The sequence below is a fragment of the Beijerinckia sp. 28-YEA-48 genome, from assembly GCF_900104955.1.
Taxonomy (GTDB): Bacteria; Pseudomonadota; Alphaproteobacteria; order Rhizobiales; family Beijerinckiaceae; genus Terripilifer.
The window spans coordinates 3,445,633-3,469,736 of the sequence record NZ_FNSI01000001.1 but is presented as its reverse complement, the minus strand read 5'-3'; the positions used below and the strand labels follow the sequence as shown (position 1 = coordinate 3,469,736).

The following is a 24,104-nucleotide window of genomic DNA, read 5'->3' as shown; positions in this document are numbered from 1 at the left end:
TGCTGTGCGCGTTTCATCTTAATGCCTTCCTCGCGCGGTATCATGTTTTCGTCAACTGGTCGCTGCTTGTTGACACGGCTCGCCCCATGGTCGATCTAGCGCGACAGAGACCGGCCGCCGTAACGAGCCGAGGACATTCTTACGCAGGAGGAACCCATGCCACACGATTCCAAAGACGGTGTTCATTGGCACGAGCCGTCGGGCGTCAAGAAGGCGGGCTTCGGCGAGTTCCAGAAACAACCGACCCCTTATGATGCCTGGATGGAGGCGGAAGGGATCCCGGTGTTCCGCGACATCGGCATTTCGAAAGTGCAGAACCTGCCGCTGATGCCGTGGAAGCGGCGCGGCGGCAAAGGCCATTTCATTCAACTTTACGGCACCGAGACCAAATGGGGCTGCTATGTGGTGGAAGTGCCGCCGGGCGGCGCGCTGAACCCTGAGAAACACATGTACGAGGAAATCTTCCTCGTCGTCGAAGGGCGTGGCACCACCGAGGTTTGGCAGGAAGGCGACACCAAGAAGCATGTCTTCGAATGGCAGAAGGGCTCGATGTTTTCGATCCCGATGAATGCCTGGTATCGCGTCGTCAACGCGACGTCGGGCGGCGCTCTGCTGCTGGGCGGCACGACAGCGCCGAATGTCATGAACATGCTCAACAATGTCGAGGCGGTGTTCAACAATCCCTTCGTCTTCCGCGATCGTTTCAACGGCGCCGACGACTTCTTCAAGGCCAAGGACGATATCGAGCCGGATCCGGTGCGCGGCCTGGCCATGCGCCGCACCAACTTCATTCCCGATGTCATTAACTGCGACCTGCCGCTCGATAACCGCCGCTCCGTCGGCTATCGCCGCGTCGAACCGTTCATGACCAACAACCAGTTCTATTACTGGATCGGCCAGCATGAGAACGGCCGTTATTCGAAAGCGCACGCCCATACCTCGGCCGCCATCCTGATCTGCCTGAAAGGCAAGGGCTACACCTATTCGTGGCCGGAACGTTGCGGGCCGACGCCATGGCAGGATGGTCATGCCGACGAAGTGCGGCGGCTGGACTACGAACCGATCGGCATGGTGACGGCGGCGCCTGGTGGCGCACGCTGGTACCATCAGCACTTCAGCGTCTCGAAGGATGACTTCCGACTGTCGGCCTGGTTTGGCCCGCACAATCCTGGCCGCGATCCAGGAGCCCCAGGCGCTAAGCACACCGATTACACCGCCATCGATCTCGATAAGGGCGGCACGGCCATTCCCTATTGGCAGGAAGACCCGCATCTGCGTGCGGAATATGAGGCAACGCTCGCCAGCAATGGCGTGCCGAGCCGTATGGATCCGAAATGGTATGTGCGGCCGAACACCGAAAAAACGGATGCCGAAAAGCGCGACACCGTTGTGTAGAGCAAATCACGTTTCGGTAGAAACGTGATTTTGCTCAGATCCTCTTATTTGGACGCGTCTTCATGGCGCTCGACGATTCCGTCGAGCTGTGAAACGCTATGGTCGAAAGCAAGGGCCGGACAGAACAGATGAGCGATGATGACGAGGCCCAGGGCGGGCGGACTTTCTTTTCCAGCGTCCGCCGTTCCCTGGAAGAAGAAGATGAGATCCGCCTCGTCAGCGTCGGTGTCGATATAGGCTCCTCCACCTCGCATCTGGTGTTCTCGCGGCTCGTGCTGGAACGGCTCGACAATCGCTATCTCGTGTCCAAGCGCGAGGTGTTCCATGAGTCCGATGTTCTGCTGACACCCTATGCCGACGACATGACGATCGACGCCGCCAAACTCGGCGCCTTTATCGATCGTCAATATGAGGCGGCCGCCATCGATCCGGCGGCTATCGACACCGGCGCTCTGATCCTGACGGGTGTCGCCGTGCGCCGCGCCAATGCGCGCGCCATCGGCGATTTGTTTGCCGCGCAGGCCGGCAAGTTTGTGTCGGTGAGTGCTGGCGACGCGTTGGAAACGACCTTGGCGGCTTTTGGCTCTGGCGCCGCCGCGCGGTCGATCCGCGAGAACCGTCGGGTGATGAATGTCGATATCGGCGGTGGCACGTCGAAGATCGCCGTATGTGCAGCTGGTGAAGTGGTCGAGATGACAGCCATCGACGTTGGCGCGCGCATCGTCTCTTTCGACGCGCAGGGCAAGGTGGTTCGTCTCGAAGAAGCTGGTCGCCGCTTTGCCGAGGAGGCTGGCTTCGCCGTGGACGTGGGAAGCGTGTTGTCGGAAGAGCAGCGCGCCACCATGGTCGAGATCATGGCCAAGCGCCTGTTCGAAGCCATGACGCAACCGAACCTGTCGCCTGAAACCGCGGCCCTGCTGCGCCTGGAGCCGCTGCGCAACAATGTGCCGCCAGCCTGCATCACCTTTTCCGGTGGTGTGTCCGAATATGTGTATGGCCTGCAAAACGGCGGTTTCGGCGATCTTGGCCCCAGTCTCGCGCAGGCGATCGTCCGGCACGTCGCGGCCTGGGGCGTCCCGGTCGAAAAGCCGGAGCAGGGGATCCGCGCCACGGTCGTGGGCGCGTCGCAATATACGATCCAGGTCAGTGGCGCGACGATCTTCGTCGCCCCGCTCACGACATTGCCGCTGCGCAACCTGCCGGTGATCGCGCCGGTTCTGCCGCTGGACGACGAAGAGCTCGATCGGGCGGCGATCGCAGCCGCGATCAAAACGGCGCTGCGCCGCCTCGATCTGCACGAAGGCGACCGGGCGGTGGCGCTCTGTTATCGCTGGCAGGGCTCGGCCACCTTCCGGCGGCTCGATGATTATTGCCATGCCGTCATCGATGGATTGGGCGCGGTGATCGGCCACGGTCATCCGCTGGTGCTGGTCGGCGAGGGCGATATCGGCGGCCTCGTCGGCATTCACCTGCGCGAGGAGTGCAAACTCGCCAATCCGGTCGTATCCATCGACGGCATTCAGCTCAAGGAATTCGATTTCGTCGATATCGGCGCCATGCTGGAAACCTCGGGCGCCGTGCCTGTCGTCATCAAATCGCTGGTTTTCCCGACATCGGCGGCCTTGGGCCGGGCGAATACCGCTTTGGGCGATCCGTCGCTTGGCAATCTAGGGGCGAAAGCCGTAGTCTGACGGCGAAACGGAACGCCACACGCCCAAGAAACGCCACACGCCCAAGAGTAGCCCAGAAGATCCGATGAGTGTTGACGAGCACATTGGCCACCGCACGGCCAGTTTTTATCCTTCGATTCAGCCCTACGACAGTGGCATGCTCGAGGTCGGAGACGGCCATAGCCTCTACTGGGAAGTCTGCGGCAATCCCGATGGCAAGCCGGCCCTGTTCCTGCACGGCGGGCCGGGCGGCGGCTGCCACCCGGATTATCGACGCCTGTTCGATCCGCAGGTCTACCGTATCGTTCTCTTCGACCAGCGCGGCTGTGGCCGCTCGACGCCGCATGCGGCGGTCGAGGCCAACACCACGCAACATCTCGTCGCTGATATTGAGCGTCTGCGCCTGCTGCTCGATGTCGACAACTGGCTGATCCTGGGGGGCTCCTGGGGTGTGGCCCTGGCGCTGGCTTATGCGCAGGCGCATCGCGAACGCGTGCGGGCGCTGGTGTTGCGCGGCACCTTCACCGCCCGCCAGCTGGAATTCGACTGGCTCTATCGCGAGGGCGCGTCGTCTTTGTTTCCGGAAGGCTGGGAACGTTTCATCGCGCCGATCCCCGAAGCCGAGCGCGACGACATCATCGCGGCCTATCACCGCCGCCTATTGGGCGACGACACGGTGGCGCGTTTGGAGGCCGCACGCACCTGGTGTGCCTGGGAAGGCGAATTGCTGACCTTGAAGCCACGCACGCCGCGCACCGGCCAAGCGACACGCGGCGAGATCGCCCTGTCGCGCATCGAGGCGCATTACTTCGTCAACAAGGCTTTTTTGGCCGAGGGCGAGCTGATCGCCAACATGCCGGTGATCGCCGATATACCCGGCGTCATCGTGCAGGGCCGCTACGACGTGGTGACGCCGGCGCGCACGGCGTTCGAACTGCACAAGGCGTGGCCCAAGTCGTTCCTGCGCATCGTGCCCGATGCCGGCCACGCCACGAGCGAGCCCGGCATCCTGGCCGCGCTCGTGGAAGCTACGGATTCGTTCCGCAACCTTTAGCAGGGTTTGAACAACCTTGGTGTCATCCCGGACACCTGCGTAAGCAGGTGATCCGGGAACCAGGGGCGCGTGACGAGTGTTGCTTGTTGCGCTGTGCCGAAGCGCGCGACATTACTGCGATTGAATGCTGTACCACTTGCCCCTGGTTCCCGGATCACGCTGCGCGTGTCCGGGATGACACCGAGGTTTCTCAACGTCCTGCCAAGCCGCCTCAGGTCACACGCCCGCGAATTTCCAACGCCGAGGCGGTCGCTTCGCGCACGATCTTGCCGACATCGAGCGTCACCGCCTTGCTGCCACGGCTGACGATACGGCCATCGGCTATCACCATGTCGATGTTTGACGGCTGCGCCGAGAAAACCAGCGCGTAATAGGGATCAAAGACGGGCGCCATATTGATGTCGGTCTTGCGCACCAGGAGAATATCGGCGCGCTTTCCGACTTCCAACGAACCGGTGACATCGCCGAAGCCCAATACCTTGGCGCCTTCGATGGTCGCCAGTTCAACCGCCCGGCGCGGTGCCAGACGGAGCGGCGCACCGCTGCGCTGCCAATCCGACCACATCAGCGCCCGCATGACGTTGAAATAATCGGCATTGGCCGAGGCGCCGGAGCTGTCGATCGACAGGCCCATGGGCACGTTCAGCCCCTTGAGTTCCTCATACTGAATGGTGCCGCTGCGCACCGCCGAATAGGACATTTCGATCACCGGTGCGGTGCTGTAGGGCGATTTGGTGCTGGCGACCAATTGCCGTTCTTGCTCCGACAGGCTTTGCGGATGCACGAGCAACATGTCAGGGCCGAGACCGTCGACGCTGGCGACGGCGTCGACCAGGCCCTTGGCGCCGCCATGCATGGTCATCGGCAGGCCCAGCTTGCGGATGCCGGTGATCTCTTCCTTCAGGACATCGAGCGGGATCGAGCCACGCGCACCGGGCGTCGGCGAACGCAAGGCGGCGCCGATCGTCAGCGATTTGCCATCCTGCCCCCATTGGCGCTGGACACGGCCGAGGTCGGCGACATTCATCGCCGAGGTCAGCGGCAATTCCTGGCCCCAGCCATAGGAAAAGCGGCCGCGCACACCGGTATCCTTCATCGCCTGGATCTCGGCGTCGGCATGTTCGGGCGTGCGGGTGTTGTGTGACCAGTTGTGAACCGTGGTGATGCCTGACATCAGCGCCTCAGCCACGCCCAGGCGTACCGAGAGATAAGCGTCCTTGGCGGTGCAATGGGGGCCGACCCGCAATGTCGTCGGGAAATAGCCGAATTTCGGATCATCGGCGCGGATGACGCCGCGCAGCGCCGTGCTCCACAAATGCCAATGGGTGTCGACGAAGCCAGGCATGACGATCATGTCGCGCGCATCGATGACCTGCACGCCAGGGGCGGCAATTGTTTCGCCAACGGCCACGATGACGCCGTCGCGCACATGTACGTCGCCTGTCGGCAGATCCCGGCCAGCGCCATCCATGGTCAGCACTTGGCCGCCGCGGATCACATATTCGCGTATATCGGCCGCAGCTGGCGGCGTGGCGGCGGGCGGTGCGCCCTGTGCGCGGGCAGCAGCAGGCGCCAGGGCACCGGCGGCCAGAGCCACCTTCATGAAATCGCGGCGACGGAGATTACAAATCCGGCACATAAGCCCCTCCTTGACGCAGCGCCCGTGATCGGGTGCCGAAAATCAGAAACCCAGAATCAGAAACGCGGATCGGGCGCTGCTCCGATCCGCGTTGGCATTCAATCAGCGCCGCGCCCGTTTGGTCAACGGGCGCGGTGAGGTATTCAGCGCGCCGCTTTCCACGGCACGAGATAGCGCTCGACCTCATTGAGGATGAGCGAGAACAAAACGCCGAGCGCCGCGATCACGATCAAGCCGACATACATCGTCTCGACCGAGAGAATTTCCCAGGCGTTCCACATCATATAGCCGAGGCCGGATTTCGCGCCGACCATTTCCGCCAACGAGATCAGGATCAGGCCCATGCCAACGCCGAGTTTGACGCCGGTCATGATCAGCGGCAAAGCGCCGGGCAGAGCGACCGTGCGGAACACCTGCAATTTGCTGGCGCCGAAATTCTTCGACACGTCGAAATGGATCTTAGGGATTTCGAGCACGCCCGCCACGGTGTTGATCAGGATCGGATAGAACAGGCCGATGCCGACCATGACGATCTTCGAGGCTTCGCCCAGGCCGAATATCAACAGGATCAGCGGCAGGATGGCGCTCTTGGGGATCGGATAGGTGGCGGCGACCAGCGGTTCGCAAATGGCGCGCAGCGTGCGCGACAGGCCCATGCTGATGCCCAGCACCAAGGCTGGAATGCCGCCCAGCAGGAAGCCCCAGAACAGGCGATACATGCTGGCCTTGAGATGGATCCACAGCTGCCCGTTCTCGATCAGCGTGAACATGGTCTGGAAGATTTTCGACGGCGCCGGGAAGAAGCGCACGTCGATCCAGCCGAGGCGGGCCGCGATTTCCCAGAGCAACAGAAGGAACACCGGCGAAGCGATGTTCATCAGGCGATCGACATTGCCGGCGCCAAGCGAGAAGGAAAAACCTCTGCTGCCGGCCTTGGCGGCGGGCTTCTGGACGAGGTCGGTCATGAACTGCTCCCTTCGTCCTGCGCGCGGGCGCGATGCACTTCATCGCGCAGGTAGCTCCAGATATTATAGACGAATTCGCCGTAAGCGGGTTGGGCGCGTAGCTCCAGCACCTTGCGCGGGCGCTCGAAGGGCACGTCGAGGGTGGCCTTGTCGCGTCCCGGATGGGCGGTCATCACCATGATCCGGTCGCCCAAGGTCACCGCCTCGTCGACGGAGTGGGTGATGAACAAAACGGTCTTGCGGGTTTCCTCCCAGATGCGCAGCAGCTCTTCCTGCAGCAGCAGCTTGTTCTGCTCGTCGAGCGCCGAGAACGGCTCGTCCATCAACAGAATGTCCGGGTCATTGGCGAAGGCGCGCGAAATCGAGACGCGCTGGCGCATGCCGCCGGAGAGCTGGTGCGGATAGAGATCGGCGAAGCGGCCAAGGCCGGTGCGGTTGAGATAATGGCCGACCCGGTCCTTGATCTCAGCTTTCGGCAGCCGCCGGATCGTCAGGCCATAAGCGGCGTTTTCCCATACCGTCATCCACGGAAACAGGGAATCGCCCTGGAAGATCATCGAGTTCGATGGGCGGCCGTCGGCCGGCTGCGAAATCTCCACCGTCCCGCTCGTATGGGTTTCAAGCCCGGCGAGGATGCGCAGCAGGGTGGTTTTCCCGCATCCCGACGGGCCGACGATCATGAAAAAGCAGCCGGTGGGGATATCGAGCGTCAGATTGTCGAGCGCCAGGAACGGGCCGCGTTTGGTGTCGAAAGTCTTGGTGAGATTGCGCAGCCGGATTTTCACCGGATCGGCGCTGTTTGGCCGGGCTGTCGCCATTGCCATGGACATGGGTCCTGTATCCTCCCTCAAAACGGCTCCGGTTGGCCCGCAGCGCATGTTTCTCAATGTCCATCACCTGTCGGGCCTCAGAAATCAAGCTGGATATTGTGCCCGGGCTGGGCGGGAGGCCCTTGTCTGCCTAGCTGTTCCGCCACGCGATCAATGGCTTGCTGAACGGGTTGCTTTAACTGTTTTGCCATCACAATGGGTTACGGCCTGTGCATCCAAGCAGCCGGAATGAGCGCGACCATGACAATTCGTATTCTCTCCATCATCGGCACCAGGCCGGAAGCCATCAAGATGGCGCCGGTCATTCAAACGCTGGCGGCCTCGCCCGCCGTCGAAGCCGTGGTCTGCGCCACCGGCCAGCACCGCCAGATGCTCGACCAAGTACTCGAGATTTTCGCCATTCAGCCGGATTACGATCTGGAACTGATGCGCCCCGGCCATACGCTGAATTCGCTGTCGGCTTTGATCTTCGAGAAGATCGACGGGCTCTATGAGAAAGTCGCGCCCGACGTGGTGCTGGTGCATGGCGATACGACGACAGCCATGGCGGCAGCGCTCGCCGCCTTTCATAAAGGCATCGCTGTGGGCCATGTCGAGGCGGGCCTGCGCACCTACGACATGCAGCGGCCTTTCCCCGAAGAGATGAACCGCCGCGCCATCGATCTCGTCGCCAAACATCTTTATGCGCCGACGCAATCTTCGCGTCGCAACCTGTTGCAAGAACATCTGAGCTCCGATCGCATCGTCGTCACCGGCAATACGGTGATCGACGCGCTTTTGCAGACGATCGATCGTATTCATGGCGATGCGAGCCTGCGCGCCAGGCTCGACAAGACCTTCGACTTCATCGACCGTTCCCGCCGCCTGCTGCTGGTCACCGGCCACCGCCGCGAAAGCTTCGGCGGCGGCTTCGAGCGCATCTGCGACGCCCTGGCGAAACTCGGCGCCGGCAGCGATCTCGAAATCGTCTATCCGGTCCACCTCAATCCGAATGTCGACACGGTGGTGCGCGAGCGCCTGAGCGGCCTGAAGAACATCCACCTGATCGCCCCGGTCGACTATCTCTCCTTCATGTACCTCCTCGATCGCGCCGAAGGCATCCTCACCGATTCCGGCGGCGTGCAGGAAGAAGCCGCAGCGCTCGGCAAACGCGTCGTCATCATGCGCGAAGTGACCGAACGCCCCGAAGGCGTGGAAGCAGGATTGGCCGAGCTTGTCGGCACCGATGTCGAGAAGATCTGCACCGCCGTGCAGCGCGCCATGGCTGGCGCCGGCGATCAAGCAAAGCTGCGGCTGATCGGCCAGGGGCTCTATGGCGATGGCAAGGCGGCGGGGCGGATCTTGGCGGATTTGGTGGGGTGAGGGCGCGAAGCCGGCATCGAAATCCAATCGACGCTAACTAGATTATCTCTGCATCTGAGTAAGGCAAATTCGCAAAGGAGCGTTGGCGTTTGATAAAAGATCATCGGCTTATGGTAGACAGGCAGAAGCTGTTTGCTGACGGCCGTCGTGACCGGGTGCAATCTTGTGCCTGTTTCCCCTGCTAAGATAATACTCTTCATCTCCTCTGCATTACCTAACCAAAGATGCGACGGCTTCGCGAACACGGTCTTGCCATGGCTTCGGCCAAAGATCGAAAGCGGCGCCGAAGCGACTGGAATTGAGCATAGAATTAGCAGGACGTTGCGCAGGCGTTGGATAGTCTTTCGTGGTGATTGGTTCCACGCTAGGTGCGGTTCCCAGAATGGCCGCGCGCTCGCTCATGATCGTCTGCGCGAACTCATACCAGCTTGCAGTGCCTTTTCCTGCGAAGTGGTACGTGCCCCAGTTTTCGTTACCTTTTGCAAGCTCTGCGTAGACAGTCAGAATAGCTTCGGCGAGATCGGTTGTGGCTGTGGGGCAACCCCGTTGATCGGCTACGACCTTTATCACACCGCGCTCATTGGCAAGCCGGAGCATGGTCTTCAAGAAATTAGTACCATAGGTGCCATAGACCCAGGCTGTACGCAGAATAATATGCCTTGAATACGTTTGGCGTATGCGCCGTTCTCCTTCCTCTTTGGTGCGACCATAAACGCCGAGCGGCGTGACGCAATCGTCTTCGTTGTAAGCCTCAGTCTTCAAGCCGTCGAAGACATAATCAGTTGAGATATGTAATAGGGGTACATCGGCCTCCGCCGCGGCCGCAGCGATCAACCCTGGAGCAATGGCATTGACGGTATGCGCGGTCTCCGGCTCCGCTTCTGCGCGATCGACAGCTGTATAAGCGGCGGCATTCACGATCAGATTCGGACGATGATTTGCGATCGCCGATATGACAGCCTGTCGGTCAGTGATGTCGCACGTGGTCCGGCTGAGAGGCGCGAGTGGAATGTGGCGTATAAGCGCGAGTGCTGTGAGCTCTCGACCAAGCTGGCCTTCCGCGCCCAACAGCAGGATGGATCCAGCCATTATGCAACGCCCAAACGTTCACCACGATAGACGCCGCTACGGATAGGCTGCCACCATTCTTGGTTGTCGAGATACCAGCACACAGTCTTGGTAAGCCCGCTCTCAAAGCTCTCTTGCGGTGTCCAGCCGAGTTCAGCCTCGATTTTGGAACAATCAATGGCGTAGCGTCGATCATGCCCGGGGCGATCAGTCACAAAACGGATCAAATGTTCAGCGGGTCCCCGGGACGAATTGAAAGCGAACTCGTCGATGAGGGAGCAAACGGCCTTGACGACGTCGAGGTTTGTACGTTCAGCCTTACCCCCGATCGCATAGGTCTCGCCTGGTTGGCCTCTCTGTATGACCGCGATGAGCGCCCGCGCATGATCCTCAACATGCAGCCAATCGCGGATGTTTCCGCCATCGCCGTAGATCGGTAATTCGCGTCCCTCCAGAGCATTTAAAATCATGAGTGGGATAAGCTTTTCGGGATAATGATATGGGCCGTAGTTGTTCGAACAATGAGTGACCAATGTCGGTAGACCGTAGGTATGCCACCAGGCCCGTACAAAATGGTCGGCCGCGGCCTTTGATGCTGAATACGGTGAACGCGGATCATAGGCAGTCGTCTCGCAGAAGAATCCTTCGGATCCGAGCGAGCCAAATACCTCATCTGTCGAAATATGATGGAAGCGGAAGGCCGCTTGCTGCGATGCGGTTAGTTGCTGCCAATATTCAAGGGTAGCCTGCAATAACGCAGCCGTTCCGACGACGTTGGTTTGGATAAAGGTACGCGGTCCATCAATTGAACGGTCGACATGGCTCTCTGCCGCCAGGTGCATGACCGTGTTAGGTCGGAAGCTGGCGAATGCCTGTCGTATCGCTGCTTCATCCGCAACGTTTGCTTTGAGAAAGCGATAACGTGGATTGTGAGCAACAACCGAAAGATTTCCGAGGTTACCGGCATAAGTGAGTGCATCCACCACGAGAACTTCGGCTTCTTGATTGAGCACAAGTTCACGCACGACGGCTGAGCCGATGAAGCCCGCTCCACCAGTAACCAAAACCCGCATCAGAAGGTTTCCTCAACATGAAACGGATTGATAAGCTCGTTTAGTAGCGGAAGACCTGCATCCTTTGACGACACGATTGCTTCTGTCTGTGTGACAGGCCAATCAATAGCTAATGCCGGATCTGCCCAAAAGATTCCGCTATCATCTTCGGCTGAATAAGGATTATCAACCTTATAGGCTACCTCGGTGTTTGCTTCGAGAGTACAAAAGCCATGGGCGAAGCCGCGCGGTATAAAGAGTTGGTCACCATTTTCAGCGCTCAACGTTGCTGAACACCATCGACCATAAGATGGCGAGCCTATTCGGATGTCGATCGCTACGTCGTAGATCGCTCCGCGCAGGACACGTACCAGTTTTGCCTGGGCTGTCGGCGGACGCTGGAAATGCAGTCCACGTATGATCCCCTTTTGGGCCGATAAAGACTGGTTATCCTGCAAGAAAACAGCATCAACTCCTCCTTCTGCGAAGAGCTGGGCGTTGTAAGTTTCCATGAAGTAACCGCGAGTATCGCCGAAGCGAAATGTCTTGATGAGTAAAGGGCCTTTTAAGCCGAGGGCTTGGAAGCGAAACTTGCTCATATGGCCGAACGTCCGCTTAGGAAGGCAATTGCTGGGTAGTATTTGACAAGAGAAGAGCCCGCGCCGATCTGATCATGATTTGCCACTCTATGGAGACAGTCAAACTGCAATCAAGGTGCGATCTGGTCGATCAGACTGCGTAATCTAGCGGAATCGGAAGTTATTTGATCTATACCCAACATCTGGAACAAGAAGAAGCAGCAAAATGACGTTGATGATTGCGCTCCAGAAATAGCGTTTTCAAGCCCATGTCAAAAATAGTCCGAACCGTAGGATATTGGCCCCTTAGCTCTGGCATTAGAACTTGGGACCGGGAATATGCGGCCAAAAGTCATCAAGATGGACAGAATGCCGAAGCGCGAGTTCCATGAGTCGACCGGGTCTAATAGCGCAACGATGGTATTAAATATGGTCCAAGCGCCGATAGATTAAATTGAATAAGCGCATCGAAGATCTTGCACATTTCCTCGGTGCGGTCGCGTGGACGACCAGGACACCATTGGGCGTGGCAACGATGACCAGCTCCTCCATCCGATGGCCCGACAGAAATACCTTCGGCAAAAATCAAATTGTTACGACTGTTGGACGCGACGTCAGGCCCATACAGACTGTTGTTTTCGCCATCGCGGCTCGAGTGTTTCCAGATCGACGCCCAGGATCCAAGATCACTTCAACGCGCGCCGCCGCAGTGCTGTGGCTGGAGAGCGTCAGTCTTTTGGCCGTTTGAAGTATCTTTAGCACACGAGTTTGGTGTGCGGTTGGCCGCAACAAAAATTACAAAAAGCGATCAGTCACTGTATGTCGCGATTAGTCCTAGCGTTCGCTTTTTTGAAGTCGTGATCCAACCGGTCGAAAGCTAAAGCCGTATGTGGCTTGACCAGATACGAATCGTTGACCGAACATAATAGTTGTTTCCTAGCTGCTGCGTGAAGGTCGAACAGGCTTGGTGAGATGAGAAAGTGTTCTGCGGCACCAGTTGATAGCTCGCTGATAGTACCGGCTGCTCGACACGAAATCCAAAGCCTAGAGAATGTCGGCTCAAACGGCTATCTGTTCATTTTTATATCAAAGATGTCCTGTTGGCGGGAATACACGAACTGTATCAGCCCGATCAAAAACTGCGCTGCCGTTTGATCGCCTTGGTCGTCCTTGCGAATGGAGCGCATCGACTACCGTAGTTTGGCAATATCTCTTCGGGCTTGTATTTTTCCGGAGACATAAACGTAAATCCGCCTCGTCCTAGGTCTTGGGAATTTCAAGCATACTAGAACGGTTGCAGATCACATTTTGACGGATATGGTTGCGGTCCGCAAGAGCTGGCGCAACCCTGCTAAGTCCTCTGCGGAGTACCCGGGGTCCTGTTGAGACCGCTTTCCATTCATAAATTGTCCGCAACACAGGCTTATAAATTCGTTGTCGGAGGTAACGCGACTGTCGATGAAGGTCAGCTTAACTTTGTCACGGAGCTCCTGTTTGACCCGATGACGCTTATCGTCCCGCACTCCTACAGCGACGGTTTCAAGCCCCGCCATGATACCGATCATCATTGCGTGGAAGCGCGTTGACAGGAGGCAATCGCCGCTTGCCACTGCTTTGAATAGCGCGGAAATAGGCGCCTGATGTACGTCGACAATCTCAACTGAAGGCACAAGCGCTGTTAATTCGGACTGATTTTCTTTTAACCATGCAAGATCTTCGGTTGCTTGTATGACGATCCGTAGAGCCATATCGCATCTGTGAGAAATCTCAGCGATAGATTTAACATTGAAGCTGCCGCACGCGATCATAAGTTTCTGTTGGAAGGGCTCTTGTGTAATTTTCGCTATCTCGTCTTGGAAAACGATGCTCACGTCCGGCGCAACAATTGTTGGTGATTGTAGTCTGATGGCGTCGCTAACTGAGGCTAGAGAGAGTGAGTCACGCAGGTGAATGAACTTGGCATCGCGCAGAGCTTCCTGCAAAAAGATCTTACTCAAACGAGATGTAATCGCTGCAGGGCAGCCTGCGCCAAGCACCCCATAGGGGATGCCGTATTCGCGAGCTAGGAAGCCGATCCGGAAGTAAGACGAAATGTTAGAAAGATTGATTGATAGTCCGTCGTGATCGTCCAGGTCGTATAACATTCCGCCCGGACCGATTATGACTAGGCTCGCGTTAGCAACGATGGTTCGATCAACGTCTGGGTCGGCTACTATGCAGCGCAAATGAGGCGCAGCTTCGTTGAGCAAGCGGATGGCCGATTTGGCGAGTAGGACTTCCCCAACATTGTCAGCAAGTGCCGCGTTTACTATCAAGCAATATGGAACATCTCTCGGGATTCCTATATCACCGTCAAGTAGACGGTCTGCTCGAACGCGAATACCATTTAAAACCTTGGTGCACCTTTCTAGACAGTATCCCATTTCTTTTCGGATATCGTCTACTGTAGATATGGTTGCTAATGTCTGGCGGGTTGTTGCTGCGAAGAATACATCGTCAGCGTACTGGATATGAAGTTTTTCAATGTGTCTTATCCACGCCAATGGCAGCATATCTATGTCATCTTTGGGCGCGACCACTGCGTAGGGGTCCTCGTCGATAGTAGCTAGGTGTGCGAAGGCAAGAGGCAGGCAGTTTGTTCGCAGCCTGCACAGCGGCTCGACTGTGAAAACGAACTTGTTTGTCTCGCTGAGACGATAGACGAGTTTGGCCGCATTAATCCACTTTGGATCTGCTAGCCAAGAAGCATTAGAGCTCATCTATAACTCGTTTCATTTGAGAAAAATCAAAAAGCGAATAGAAGTTCTGCAACTCTAGCGCAAAGAATGCAACGGGTTCATTCAGGGCAAAAAACAAACGATACAATTAGATTGAATACTTTATTCGATGAATCTAGCAAAATACAAATGGTTTAATTTCGAAAGTATTTTGTAAATTTATAGTTTTATTCTAAAATATTGAATAATTATTATAATATTGATAGTAATTGATAAAATAAGATCATTGGTGTGCTTTTTTGTTTCTAGTGAAAGTAAATCGCAATAGGACGGTTTATAATCCTCGGCGCTCTGCAGCCGTATCCAAGGAGTAGGTATAATATTCGTTCGATACTAGATCGCAGCAAATGAGGGGCGGCTCATGCTTATTATTATGATGATGGCATTGAAGATCTAGATTGTTCCGGATTGTGGCAGAAGCTACGGTGCTATTAATATGATTCCCAGCGGCAAGTCGTTCTTGGCTATAACGGAAAATACTATTCTTCTATATTTGGCTGCGGAACGGCTTCGATCCAGATGCCGCTCAATCGCGGAGAGGCCCCCTGTGTCTGGGCGTAAGCTTCGTAATCTTCCGCGGCGCTTAATGGTGTAGGCTCGCCAAGTGTCTGTTGCACCGCTGCCGCTAGTGACTGCATTTTCAAGGATGGCGCTGCTACAGCTGTAGCAGCGATCGAGAAGATGTTGCGAGTATCCGGCCGACGTCGGCAGATCGTTCCTTATAGGGGACCGCGACACCGACATTGCTGCCGCAAATACGACAGGCGTTAGGGCGTATCTTTTTAACAGGGGGAATCTCGATGCTTTTGTCGCAAGAGTCCTCAGGGAAAGTGCTTGACCAGATGAAACGGTATCGATCCATATCAGCCAAGTTTACGCTGCTTAGCTTGCGCCGACAGCGGTCGGTTGACACTGCCGCGCAGAGGGATCCAGGCGATAATGTTGCAGCATTGGTGGCGCGCGCAGACGAGCTACGGGACAAGCGTGACTTCGAGGCCGCTGCCGAAGCCTACCAGATCGCTCTTCGCGCGGACCCTAAGAATTTGGGGTTGTTCGTCCAACTTGGAAATTGCCTGAAAGACGCGAACAAGCATGCCGCAGCTCTTCGTGCTTATAGCGAACTTATAGCCATTGAAGACAACGGAGATGTCGAGCTCCAGCTTGGTCATCTTCTGAAAATTACAGGAAACTTTCGATCCGCACTACAGGCTTATCGCCGAAGCAGAGCACTGGGTGATGAACGAAGCGTGCCTGAAATCGCCGATGCTCCTCATTGGCGGAGTGAAGTTGTTATTGTCGGTGAACCTTTGCCGGCTTTGGACGGGGGGGGCGATGCACCATTGAGTGCTTTTCATGCAATCTTTGCCTGCAATTTGGATGAGACGCCGGACAGATCACGGTTTCAACACGCTGGAAGTTACTTAGTTAAGCATGGCATGTCGGAACTAGGTCGAGCATTCTGTGAGTTTGCAAGCCTAGGTGTTGGGGGGGTCGCAAATTATCAAGCCCACGCAGAGTTCGTTCTCGAATCTGGAGTATGGCCGTATTCCGACGTATCAGAACTAACTTCAGGCCAGTTTACACGGATGTCCTCTCAGCGTGTAGGCGATCGTGCGCAATTGAGAAAGATTGTTCTGGCTTGCTTAGTGTCGGACAAACACGAAACGCTGGATCGCGAATTGGCTACTCCGCACCTTTCAGGCGAAGCTCGTTGGCCGCCTAAAGGTATGGAGGCTACTCAACTCAAGCTACTTTCTAAGCAACTACCAGTTAGTATTCGGTCATTATACGAAGCCATTTGGTTCACCAGGGCAGGGCGTGGACAGGCTGTGATCGAGGCAGTTGGTTCGCTCGCTGAGGTGACGCAGGGCATGGCCGGCTGCATCTTCATGCCTTCCGATCGCTCATATAAACAGCTCTTTCTATGCGCGACCTTTATATTAGCAGGTGCAGTCTCGCGATGGCTAGTTGCCTCTGCCTCCAGATTTACATCACCACTTGTTAATCCAGCGTTGTTGGAAGAGCTCTTGTCTGTCGGCAATAATCCAATCATTGAACGAATTGAACGAGGCCGCTCCTATGCTGCTGTCTTTTATGAGATTGAGGAGGCAATTTATGGTGCCGCAGAGAAGCTAACTTTCGATCAAGTCGACATGGCCATGGCGCGCTTGTTCGCTCTATGTCTCCCAGAGTTTCGTCCGCAAGATATTGATGGCTTTCTGGATGTGGCGGCCGGGCAAGCGACACGGACTGCTGTTCTTCTGGTAGAAGCTAGCGGAATTGACAAATCGCGGACGGAAGCTGATCTGTTGTCATTGGCACAGAAATTGAAGTCTCTCGGCGCGTTCCACCTTGCGCTCCAAGTCATGGAGCGGATTGATGAGGAGATCGCGACGACTCATGCCCTCGTTGAAAAAGCGCTAATTTCAAAGGTCCTTGGTAATTTCCCGCAAGCTGTGCGGCTCCTCGAGCGCTGTGTCCGACTCGATCCTCAAAACGAATTTCTCCGACGTGAACTCGTCATGGTTCTTCCAGAAGTGGAAAGTTTGCCAAGCATACTTGCTCGTTATCGGACCGATGAGATTTTCATGGCGTCGGCAAGAATACGCGCTTGCTTCAGGATCGCTTTGCAAGAAGAGCGCGAAGTCCAAATGGACGCGTCTGTTTCCGATGATCTACGGGTGAGCGATCTTAGCCCTGAACTTGCGATCGAAATGCGACATCATTCGAAACGACGCACTGCGGATCGTGAAGAGATTCTTATACTCGCTGCCGGATCCGGTTGGCGAAGAGGGGTTGGCTTGAGTTATCGAGTTTTGCGGCGGGTCGACTTCGTCCGTGCTCAGTCGGCTACGAGTGTCGAAGTTGTGCGTCTGCGAGTGAGAATTGACGGAAAGACTGTTGCAGATACAGCAGGGCTCGAACTCAGTCATGGGTTCGAAAGCTCTAGTTTGAAGCATAAAATCTACAATTGTTGGCTTGATCTTTCCGAAGTGCCGACAGGGCTGCATGAGATGCAGCTTTACTTCGAGGAGCACGAGGCCGGTTGGCGCGCGGTACAAGAGTTAGTCTGGGTCGATACAAGTGAGCTAGCTTCGCATGACTCCGAAAGCTCATTGGCGTTAGTCTCTCTTACAGGAGCAGATAGTGCAGCATCTGTTAGTGAGCGGATTGCTAAAATGCCTAGCGTGGTGCTCAGGGCTGCCCGTACGCTTGCATCAGACCCCATAGGAAGAATACTGATCGTACGAGCGGATCAACTAGGAGACACCTCACAGTCGATTCCGGCAATACTGAAGATGCGCGATGCATTTCCGGAAGCGTCGTTTGAGTGTTTAACTAGCCCGGGCAATGTTGAGTTGCTCGACTCAATTGGCGTCTTTGATCACGTTCATACTGTTGAATTGACTTATGATATTTTTGAAAAGCGCCGCTATGCTTCTCTAAATGAGCAGCTACGGTTGCGTCGGTTGTTTGAACCCAAGCAGTTTGATCTGGCGATTGATCTCTCGCCTGGGTTTGAAACGCAGAACTTGCTACGATTGACTTGTGCGCGTCATACAGCTGGTTTCAAACCTCGCGAGTTTCCGTGGATGACGTTCGGCGCGGATGTATGTACGCATGACCCTATAAACTCAAAGGAGAAGATGCCGCATTCAGCGATGATTTTGTCGTTTGTTGCGGCGCTGGTTGCTACGCTCCGCTATAAGCCGACAATCGTGGAACGCAGAGATCTAGACTGGTCGCTGCTGGCACCATTGGGGGTACATGCCAATGAACGTTTCGCCGTATTTCATACAGGTGCGCGACTGGAAGTCCAACGTTGGCCCATCTTGAACTTTGTAGCTCTGACGCGGTTGGTCATATCTCGGCTTGAAATGAAAGTGGTGCTGCTGACCGACCACGAAAGTGTACTCCACGATATTGACCTTGCGGATGTTGATCCATCAATGGTTGTCCGCAACGTCGGGAAGATGACGTTCAAAACATTCGACACCCTTTTATCTTTGTGTTCAGTTTTTGTGGGCAACGATTCGGGGCCTAAGCACCTTGCAGCCTTGCGTGGTACGCCCGTCGTTAGCGTACATGCCGGTCGCGTGAACTGGAATGAATGGGGGCAAGATTCTACGGGATACGTGGTGGCTAGGCGGGTACCTTGCGTGGGCTGCGGCGTGGAGCTGGCCGAGCAATGTGGGCGAGCCATGCCATGCTTGATCGACATTAAGCCAGAAGAGGTTTTTGCTGTAGTGTCGAATATAGTGACTCAGGGGGCTAGCAATAACAGACTGTTATCTGAGAGCGAGCTGGGCGTCGGTGCAGACCAGTAAAGGGCCTATCGGAGTCCGTCCAGGCACCGCCGTGGCTCAGTGATCTGCTACTGATTATTCTCTCGGGGTAAGAGTTCTGCTCATCATGAGGGCCGACCGATGAAGCGAGCACTGCTTGCAGAACGGTAAATCGTTGGTGTTCTGAATTGGCAGAAAGCTCTGTAAAGAACGCCGATGTGACGCGCGCAACATGGAGTATCGAAAGCGGCACTCTTCAACTGGAAGGCCAAGTGTGGCGGTATGGACCTTTCCGAGGCCACGCGGTTTAAGTTGCTCAAGGACAGGGACGCTAAGCCGAAGAAGTTCTTCGCCGAGCGGTTCTAGGGGCAGTTGCGCTTTGCAAGTTGATTACAGATGGCTCGCTCCCCGCGAGCTGCGAAAGCATCGCGCGCACCTATTGGCTGCGATGGGCTTGTCGGAACCGCAACTTGTTCGATGTCAATGCTGATCGAAAAATGAAACGTTTGCCGACTAATCGTTACTACTTGCAAGAGGAGGTGAGCTAGCTATAGATCATCGGGAACGATCTTTCTTTTCTACAAGCTTATGATCACTGAAAATTGGCATAAATTTCACGGAGCTTTTGCTGAAAAATCTGTGGTGAAAAATTGCTCATTTGTTGCGGTCCCCGCCGGGACAACTCCGCGCAAATATCACTATCACTGTCGAGAATGCGAATGGCGCGGGCAATCTGTGCAACATCCATCGGGTCAACTAACATAGCAGCGTCGCCCGCGATCTCAGGAAGAGATGAGCTGTTTGATGCGAGGACTGGCTTACCCAGCAGCATCGCCTCCGCTGCGGGAAGTCCAAAGCCTTCGTACAACGATGGGAAGAGAACAGCGCGGGCGCCGCGAATGAGCCCGACTAACTGCTCAAGAGGAACATAAGGGATGTGCCGAACGGAATTTAACTTCTCAATTCGGTTATCGTTGATGATAAACTTCGTGTACCGCTTATCGTTGATCGCCTCTAAGTCGGCCTCGTAATCCCAACCCAGCGTGCCACAAATAATCAACGGTCGTTTCGGGTTGGCCCAGCGGTAGGCTTCGATGAGGCGCTTGATATTTTTCTTGGGCTCAATTGCACCAAAATAGAGGAAATAGCCGTTAGGCTTGAGTTGCAAGAAATCGAGCTCATGCTCAATTTCTGCTTCAGGTTTGGATATGAATGTATCCGGCAGGGTGACTGATTGATAGAGATTGGAGATACGCTTTTCATCCATTCTAAAGAGGCGAATAATATCAGCGCGAGATCGCTCAGACACGGTGATAATATGATCGGCTTTATCGATTATTGTCTGAACCACAATTCGGTAATGCTGCAAATGTTCCAGCGTCGCATGCGGCAAAATAATAGGAATGATGTCATGCAACGTTACGACGGTCGGCGAGCCCGATATACGAAGCGGTGTCGCGTGGGTGAGGTGGACAATGTTGGGACGCGGAGCATCTCTGGGCAGGCGAACCTGTAGAGGTCGCCGCCAGGTGATCGCGTGATGGTAGGCGGCATCGAAAAGCCTATAACTGGCGTATCGGCGGTCGAAAGAATCGAGAGCAGCCGAAATATTGCGCTGCTCAGGTAGAACAAAATTTCCTGGGATCGCTGTCGACATGTCGGCAGCATGAGAGCCGAAAGGGCTCGACAAGAGGGTATTGAAACTGCGAACGGTTTTCTTCGCGGACAAACGAGATTCGAACCGCTCTGACTCGTCGTGGAACATCAAGCGGTTACGGGTCGAATCTGTCCTGGAAGGCGTAAAATCCACGCCAGTAATAATATCTGTAGAATAGCCGAGTTGCTGAACAGCATTCACCGTGTTGCGTGTATATGTCGCTATACCGGTTCCATTGCTGAGAAGTAAATTGCGACCTTCATACAATATTCGCATTATTTACCTAAAATATCGACTGTTTTTTCATTGAGCCAGTAATGACAAGATGAACGAATTTCAATCTAAACCGTATTCATCCGGCTATCAAGGGTCTACGACGTAGTTCTTGGAGGCGAGCACATATCTGACTGATGCAGCAATTCTCAACGTCAAGACTTCGTTTGTCAGCAGGATTTCCGTTCGTCCTAGGTCGTATGTCTGTCTTGTGTGGGGGGGGGGGGCGTTAGGCCTCCGGCTCTGCTTTTCAGCATCAAGTTTTTGAGCTTTGAGCTTATCAGGGAATTAGCTCGAGATTTGTCCGTGCAGGAGATTGGCAAGCCTCCAATAGTTAATCCGTCGAGGAAGCCCAGGACGCACCGTGATCTTGGCCTTATGTGAAAATAAACATCGCGGCAGCGGCGGACGTTGCCCCGGAGCGGTCGCCCGGCGTTTGGCTAGAGCGATAGCCCCAACACATATCTTTTCTTTAGACAAAGTTGCATTCAGCCCTTGTGAATTGGTCTTGATCGTAACGAAGCCTTACAGGCTATGATCTTCGCTGGAGATATAGAAATCTAGAGGCGTTGTTGTCCTTAAGGCAGAGCTAAGCTATTCAACAATAAGGAGATCATCGACAGATTTCAACGTAAGCTGATCTGTCTGTTCGTTGATATCCGTATTTACAGCTATAATTGGGCCCGGAAATCCGAAAATGATGAAGAGGGGCAATTGTTCATCTGAAAATAAATATCGATGCATTCAGCTCTACGTGTTTTGGTCTTATCGCGATAACGAAATAGGGGACGCTCCTCGTAATCTTTGCACAGCCAAATCTGAATCCGATCAATATTAGGAAAATTGCGATGAAATTGCTCTTCCCTTCTGAGATCGCGGCGATGGATCGGGAGGAGGCCGAGCGCGAAATCCGGGCGCGTGTCCAGACTGTTTCTATCAGCGACGATATCGTTTTAACGCGGGTCCTTGGCTGCCCAAAAATGTACTTGAGTAAATCTGATCATGGGTTTGCTCATCACGTCATGCTCGATGGCCATTGGGAGCTTTGGCTGACTTTGTTCATGGCCAGGAAAGTGACCCCTGGGATGAAGGCCATCGATGTCGGAGCTAATTTTGGCTATTATTCTCTCCTTCTGGGGCTGGCGGTGGGGGCAACGGGCAAAGTAGCTGCAGTCGAGCCCAATCCCAGGATTGCTGAAATACTTGCTAGATCCATCAATTTGAATGGTCTGCATTGGGTTAAGCTGTTCGAGAAGGCGGTGGGTGCCATCGACGAGCAAATACTCACAATGTTTCAGCCGAAAAATGAGCCGAAAAACACAGCCGTTGTTCCAGATAACTGGCCATCCGATGAGGGCGCCGTCTTTCGTGTGCCGTCGACCACTGTTGATGCCATCGCTGATGAGCTTGGTGGTGTCGATTTCATCAAAATTGATGCAGAAGGCGCCGAGATTGCCATCGTAGATGGAATGAAAAAAACGATAGAATATTATAAGCCAAATATAGTTCTTGAATTTAACGCTGCCAGATATAGCGATCCTGAGGGATTTCTGAGTAAATTTAAGGGGTATAAATCTCCGAGAGCTATAGATTATCATGGGGATTTGATAAAAATTTCGGAAAAAGACATTATAGAGACGGATTATGGGCAGGATAAGCTTGTTTATTTTGAAAAGTATTGATTGTATTTATTTGGCCTGAAAGCTTTGTCGCATGCGTAGGCGATAGCCCTTCGCGCAAACGGTACCGCCCTCGCTTCTTTTTGAGATAAGCAATCGCTTGGTCCTATAACGAGCTGCTGTCTCTAAGCTTATGGGTGGGGTAACTCCACGTTGCAGTAGCCCGACAATGATATCAGTGCGTTGGCTGACAGGCGCGTCCGGATCAAGAAGACGCGGGCTACGTCATCGGCGGCGTCGATTAATCTGGTAGATAGGCGCGTGCGCAGCCTGGCGGGGCGTGCGGCAGAATACTTTCAAGTTTGCTGAGAGGCAGTGGAATGAAGATCGCAATATTCGGTTCCGGCTATGTTGGCTTGGTGACCGCAGCCTGTCTGGCGGATGTCGGGCACAAGGTTGTTTGCGTCGACATTGATAACCGGAAGGTTGAAGCCCTGCGCAAGGGCGTCATCCCGATTTTTGAGCCCGGCCTTTCCGAGATGATCGTCAGGAATAGCGAGCAGGGCCGTATCAGCTTCACCACTGATGCGCTCAATGCGATCGACGGCGCCCATATCATCTTCATTGCTGTGGGGACGCCGTCTGACGAGGACGGTTCCGCCGATCTCCGGCATGTGCTCGCGGTTGCCGCTACAATTGGCTATCACATCGCGGACTATGCAATCGTCGTCGACAAGTCGACCGTACCGGTTGGCACAGCGGACAAAGTGCGCGAGACGATCTCTTCCCGTTTGGCTGCCCGCAACGTGCAGGTCGACTTCGATGTCTGCTCCAATCCCGAGTTTCTAAAGGAAGGCAGCGCGATCGAGGACTTCACCCGTGCCGCCCGTATTGTCGTCGGCACGAATTCCGAGCGCGTTCGCGATGCGATGCGCGAATGTTACGCCCCCTACAACCGCAACCACGATAAGCTCATGTTCATGGGAATTCGCGAAGCCGAATTCACCAAATATGCGGCCAATGCGATGCTCGCTACCAAGATCAGTTTCATGAACGAGATGGCCAATCTCGCTGAACGCTTGGAGGTCGATATCGAGCAGGTGCGTCGTGGCATCGGTTCTGATCCACGGATCGGCTATCACTTCATTTATCCCGGCGCGGGGTATGGTGGGTCGTGCTTTCCCAAGGATGTTCGCGCGCTCATTCACATGGGCAGAAGCGTCGACCATGAGCCGCATCTGCTGGCTTCCGTTGAAGTCGTCAATGCCAATCAGCAGCGCGTGCTCTTCCAAAAGCTCTCCGCGGCGTTCGATGGCAATCTGGCAGGCCGGACCATCGCGCTGTGGGGGCTCGCCTTCAAGCCCAACACCGACGACATGCGCGAAGCGCCGTCGCGCCCGCTGATGGAGGCGCTCTGGGTCCAAGGCGCACGGGTTCAGGCTTTCGATCCGGAGGCCATGCACGAGGTTCGTCATATCTATGGCGAGAGGGACGATTTGAAGTTGTTCGACGATCCGCTGTCGGCTGTGGAAGGCGCGGATGCGCTCGCGATCTGCACCGAGTGGAAACAGTTTCGTGTTGTCGATTTCGCTTGGCTGAAGCGCACGCTCGCTTATCCGATTGTCGTCGACGGCCGCAACCTCTACGAGCCGGCAGATGTCAGCCGGCACGGGTTGCTTTACTTCGCCGTTGGCCGCGGTGCTTCGCTCAAGGGCAAGCCCGGCGCCAAGAGCAAAGTGAAGAGCGCCACGGAAGCATGAGTTTCATCTGCGTTCCGCTTGATCGCGCGCTGATGCAACACGTGGCTTGGCCGACAGTGGGACAGCCGTGGCCGTGAGATTGAAATATCCGACTAGACCAGGGTCCGCAAATTAACTGA

15 protein-coding genes and 2 pseudogenes are annotated in these 24,104 nt (G+C 55.3%); 8 read left to right on the top strand and 9 right to left on the bottom strand.

Annotation, left to right across the window (positions count from 1 at the left end; all coding sequences use genetic code 11):
- Positions 1–156 precede the first annotated feature (156 nt).
- The 3 genes from BLW50_RS16385 to pip all read left to right on the top strand — a co-directional run bounded on the left by BLW50_RS16385 (position 157) and on the right by pip (position 4,119).
- Positions 157–1,395, top strand: coding sequence for a cupin domain-containing protein (locus tag BLW50_RS16385; RefSeq protein ID WP_090704469.1), 1,239 nt, complete (start codon positions 157–159; stop codon positions 1,393–1,395).
- 128 nt (positions 1,396–1,523) lie between these two features.
- On the top strand, positions 1,524–3,086 hold the full coding sequence (locus BLW50_RS16380; protein WP_090709223.1) for an ethanolamine ammonia-lyase reactivating factor EutA: 1,563 nt from the start codon (positions 1,524–1,526) through the stop codon (positions 3,084–3,086).
- A gap of 64 nt (positions 3,087–3,150) precedes the next feature.
- Positions 3,151–4,119, top strand: a complete 969-nt coding sequence (gene pip / locus BLW50_RS16375; protein ID WP_090704467.1) for a prolyl aminopeptidase — start codon at positions 3,151–3,153, stop codon at positions 4,117–4,119.
- Positions 4,120–4,330: 211 nt separating this feature from the next.
- On the opposite strand, the gene BLW50_RS16370 is transcribed toward pip, so the two are convergent.
- From BLW50_RS16370 to BLW50_RS16360, 3 genes are all read right to left on the bottom strand, one after another.
- A complete protein-coding gene (locus tag BLW50_RS16370; protein ID WP_210186091.1) occupies positions 4,331–5,758 on the bottom strand; it encodes an amidohydrolase family protein in 1,428 nt (475 codons plus the stop codon).
- 143 nt (positions 5,759–5,901) lie between these two features.
- Positions 5,902–6,723, bottom strand: coding sequence for an ABC transporter permease (locus BLW50_RS16365; protein ID WP_244544272.1), 822 nt, complete (start codon positions 6,721–6,723; stop codon positions 5,902–5,904).
- Positions 6,720–7,553: an ABC transporter ATP-binding protein gene (locus tag BLW50_RS16360; RefSeq protein WP_090704463.1), complete on the bottom strand. Its 834-nt coding sequence runs from the start codon at positions 7,551–7,553 to the stop codon at positions 6,720–6,722. The genes BLW50_RS16365 and BLW50_RS16360 overlap by 4 nt, the downstream gene beginning before the upstream one ends.
- A gap of 240 nt (positions 7,554–7,793) precedes the next feature.
- On the opposite strand from BLW50_RS16360, the gene wecB reads away from it, so the two are divergent.
- Positions 7,794–8,915 (top strand): non-hydrolyzing UDP-N-acetylglucosamine 2-epimerase, encoded by a 1,122-nt coding sequence (gene wecB, locus BLW50_RS16355; protein WP_210186090.1) that lies wholly within the window; start codon positions 7,794–7,796, stop codon positions 8,913–8,915.
- 74 nt (positions 8,916–8,989) lie between these two features.
- Here the strand turns inward: wecB and BLW50_RS31095 are convergent.
- The 5 genes and pseudogenes from BLW50_RS31095 to BLW50_RS16330 all read right to left on the bottom strand — a co-directional run.
- Positions 8,990–9,115 (bottom strand): annotated as a pseudogene (locus BLW50_RS31095) (sugar phosphate nucleotidyltransferase); the annotation flags it as partial.
- 10 nt (positions 9,116–9,125) lie between these two features.
- A complete protein-coding gene (gene rfbD / locus BLW50_RS16345) occupies positions 9,126–10,004 on the bottom strand; it encodes a dTDP-4-dehydrorhamnose reductase (protein ID WP_090704461.1) in 879 nt (292 codons plus the stop codon).
- Positions 10,004–11,056 carry a dTDP-glucose 4,6-dehydratase gene (gene rfbB, locus BLW50_RS16340; RefSeq protein ID WP_090704459.1) on the bottom strand — a complete coding sequence of 351 codons (1,053 nt, stop codon included), beginning with the start codon at positions 11,054–11,056 and terminating at the stop codon, positions 10,004–10,006. The genes rfbD and rfbB overlap by 1 nt, the downstream gene beginning before the upstream one ends.
- Positions 11,056–11,634 (bottom strand): dTDP-4-dehydrorhamnose 3,5-epimerase, encoded by a 579-nt coding sequence (gene rfbC, locus BLW50_RS16335; RefSeq protein ID WP_090704458.1) that lies wholly within the window; start codon positions 11,632–11,634, stop codon positions 11,056–11,058. The genes rfbB and rfbC overlap by 1 nt, the downstream gene beginning before the upstream one ends.
- A gap of 1,280 nt (positions 11,635–12,914) precedes the next feature.
- Complete coding sequence (locus tag BLW50_RS16330) at positions 12,915–14,372, bottom strand: polysaccharide pyruvyl transferase family protein (protein ID WP_090704456.1); 1,458 nt, start codon at positions 14,370–14,372, stop codon at positions 12,915–12,917.
- 721 nt (positions 14,373–15,093) lie between these two features.
- On the opposite strand from BLW50_RS16330, the pseudogene BLW50_RS16325 reads away from it, so the two are divergent.
- Positions 15,094–15,228: pseudogene (locus BLW50_RS16325) on the top strand (HAD hydrolase-like protein); the annotation flags it as partial.
- Complete coding sequence (locus BLW50_RS16320; protein WP_090704454.1) at positions 15,191–18,718, top strand: glycosyltransferase family 9 protein; 3,528 nt, start codon at positions 15,191–15,193, stop codon at positions 18,716–18,718. The pseudogene BLW50_RS16325 and the gene BLW50_RS16320, both read left to right, overlap by 38 nt.
- Before the next feature lie 550 nt (positions 18,719–19,268).
- Here BLW50_RS16320 and BLW50_RS16315 read toward each other — a convergent pair.
- Positions 19,269–20,534, bottom strand: coding sequence for a glycosyltransferase family 4 protein (locus tag BLW50_RS16315; protein ID WP_170850198.1), 1,266 nt, complete (start codon positions 20,532–20,534; stop codon positions 19,269–19,271).
- A 920-nt stretch (positions 20,535–21,454) separates the two neighbouring features.
- On the opposite strand from BLW50_RS16315, the gene BLW50_RS16310 reads away from it, so the two are divergent.
- Together BLW50_RS16310 and BLW50_RS16305 are read left to right on the top strand one after the other, a co-directional pair.
- Positions 21,455–22,288 (top strand): FkbM family methyltransferase, encoded by an 834-nt coding sequence (locus tag BLW50_RS16310; protein WP_090704450.1) that lies wholly within the window; start codon positions 21,455–21,457, stop codon positions 22,286–22,288.
- A 317-nt stretch (positions 22,289–22,605) separates the two neighbouring features.
- On the top strand, positions 22,606–23,985 hold the full coding sequence (locus tag BLW50_RS16305; protein WP_090704448.1) for a UDP-glucose dehydrogenase family protein: 1,380 nt from the start codon (positions 22,606–22,608) through the stop codon (positions 23,983–23,985).
- Positions 23,986–24,104 lie beyond the last annotated feature (119 nt).

Bases quoted from the DNA above. Each gene is read 5' to 3' on its own strand.
- rfbD (WP_090704461.1), bottom strand. From the start codon at position 10,004: ATGGCTGGATCCATCCTGCTGTTGGGCGCGGAAGGCCAGCTTGGTCGA.
- BLW50_RS16365 (WP_244544272.1), bottom strand. From the start codon at position 6,723: ATGACCGACCTCGTCCAGAAGCCCGCCGCCAAGGCCGGCAGCAGAGGT.
- BLW50_RS16370 (WP_210186091.1), bottom strand. From the start codon at position 5,758: ATGTGCCGGATTTGTAATCTCCGTCGCCGCGATTTCATGAAGGTGGCT.
- BLW50_RS16330 (WP_090704456.1), bottom strand. From the start codon at position 14,372: ATGAGCTCTAATGCTTCTTGGCTAGCAGATCCAAAGTGGATTAATGCG.
- BLW50_RS16380 (WP_090709223.1), top strand. From the start codon at position 1,524: ATGAGCGATGATGACGAGGCCCAGGGCGGGCGGACTTTCTTTTCCAGC.
- rfbC (WP_090704458.1), bottom strand. From the start codon at position 11,634: ATGAGCAAGTTTCGCTTCCAAGCCCTCGGCTTAAAAGGCCCTTTACTC.
- BLW50_RS16305 (WP_090704448.1), top strand. From the start codon at position 22,606: ATGAAGATCGCAATATTCGGTTCCGGCTATGTTGGCTTGGTGACCGCA.
- BLW50_RS16310 (WP_090704450.1), top strand. From the start codon at position 21,455: ATGAAATTGCTCTTCCCTTCTGAGATCGCGGCGATGGATCGGGAGGAG.
- pip (WP_090704467.1), top strand. From the start codon at position 3,151: ATGAGTGTTGACGAGCACATTGGCCACCGCACGGCCAGTTTTTATCCT.
- BLW50_RS16320 (WP_090704454.1), top strand. From the start codon at position 15,191: ATGCTTTTGTCGCAAGAGTCCTCAGGGAAAGTGCTTGACCAGATGAAA.
- rfbB (WP_090704459.1), bottom strand. From the start codon at position 11,056: ATGCGGGTTTTGGTTACTGGTGGAGCGGGCTTCATCGGCTCAGCCGTC.
- BLW50_RS16360 (WP_090704463.1), bottom strand. From the start codon at position 7,553: ATGTCCATGGCAATGGCGACAGCCCGGCCAAACAGCGCCGATCCGGTG.
- BLW50_RS16385 (WP_090704469.1), top strand. From the start codon at position 157: ATGCCACACGATTCCAAAGACGGTGTTCATTGGCACGAGCCGTCGGGC.
- wecB (WP_210186090.1), top strand. From the start codon at position 7,794: ATGACAATTCGTATTCTCTCCATCATCGGCACCAGGCCGGAAGCCATC.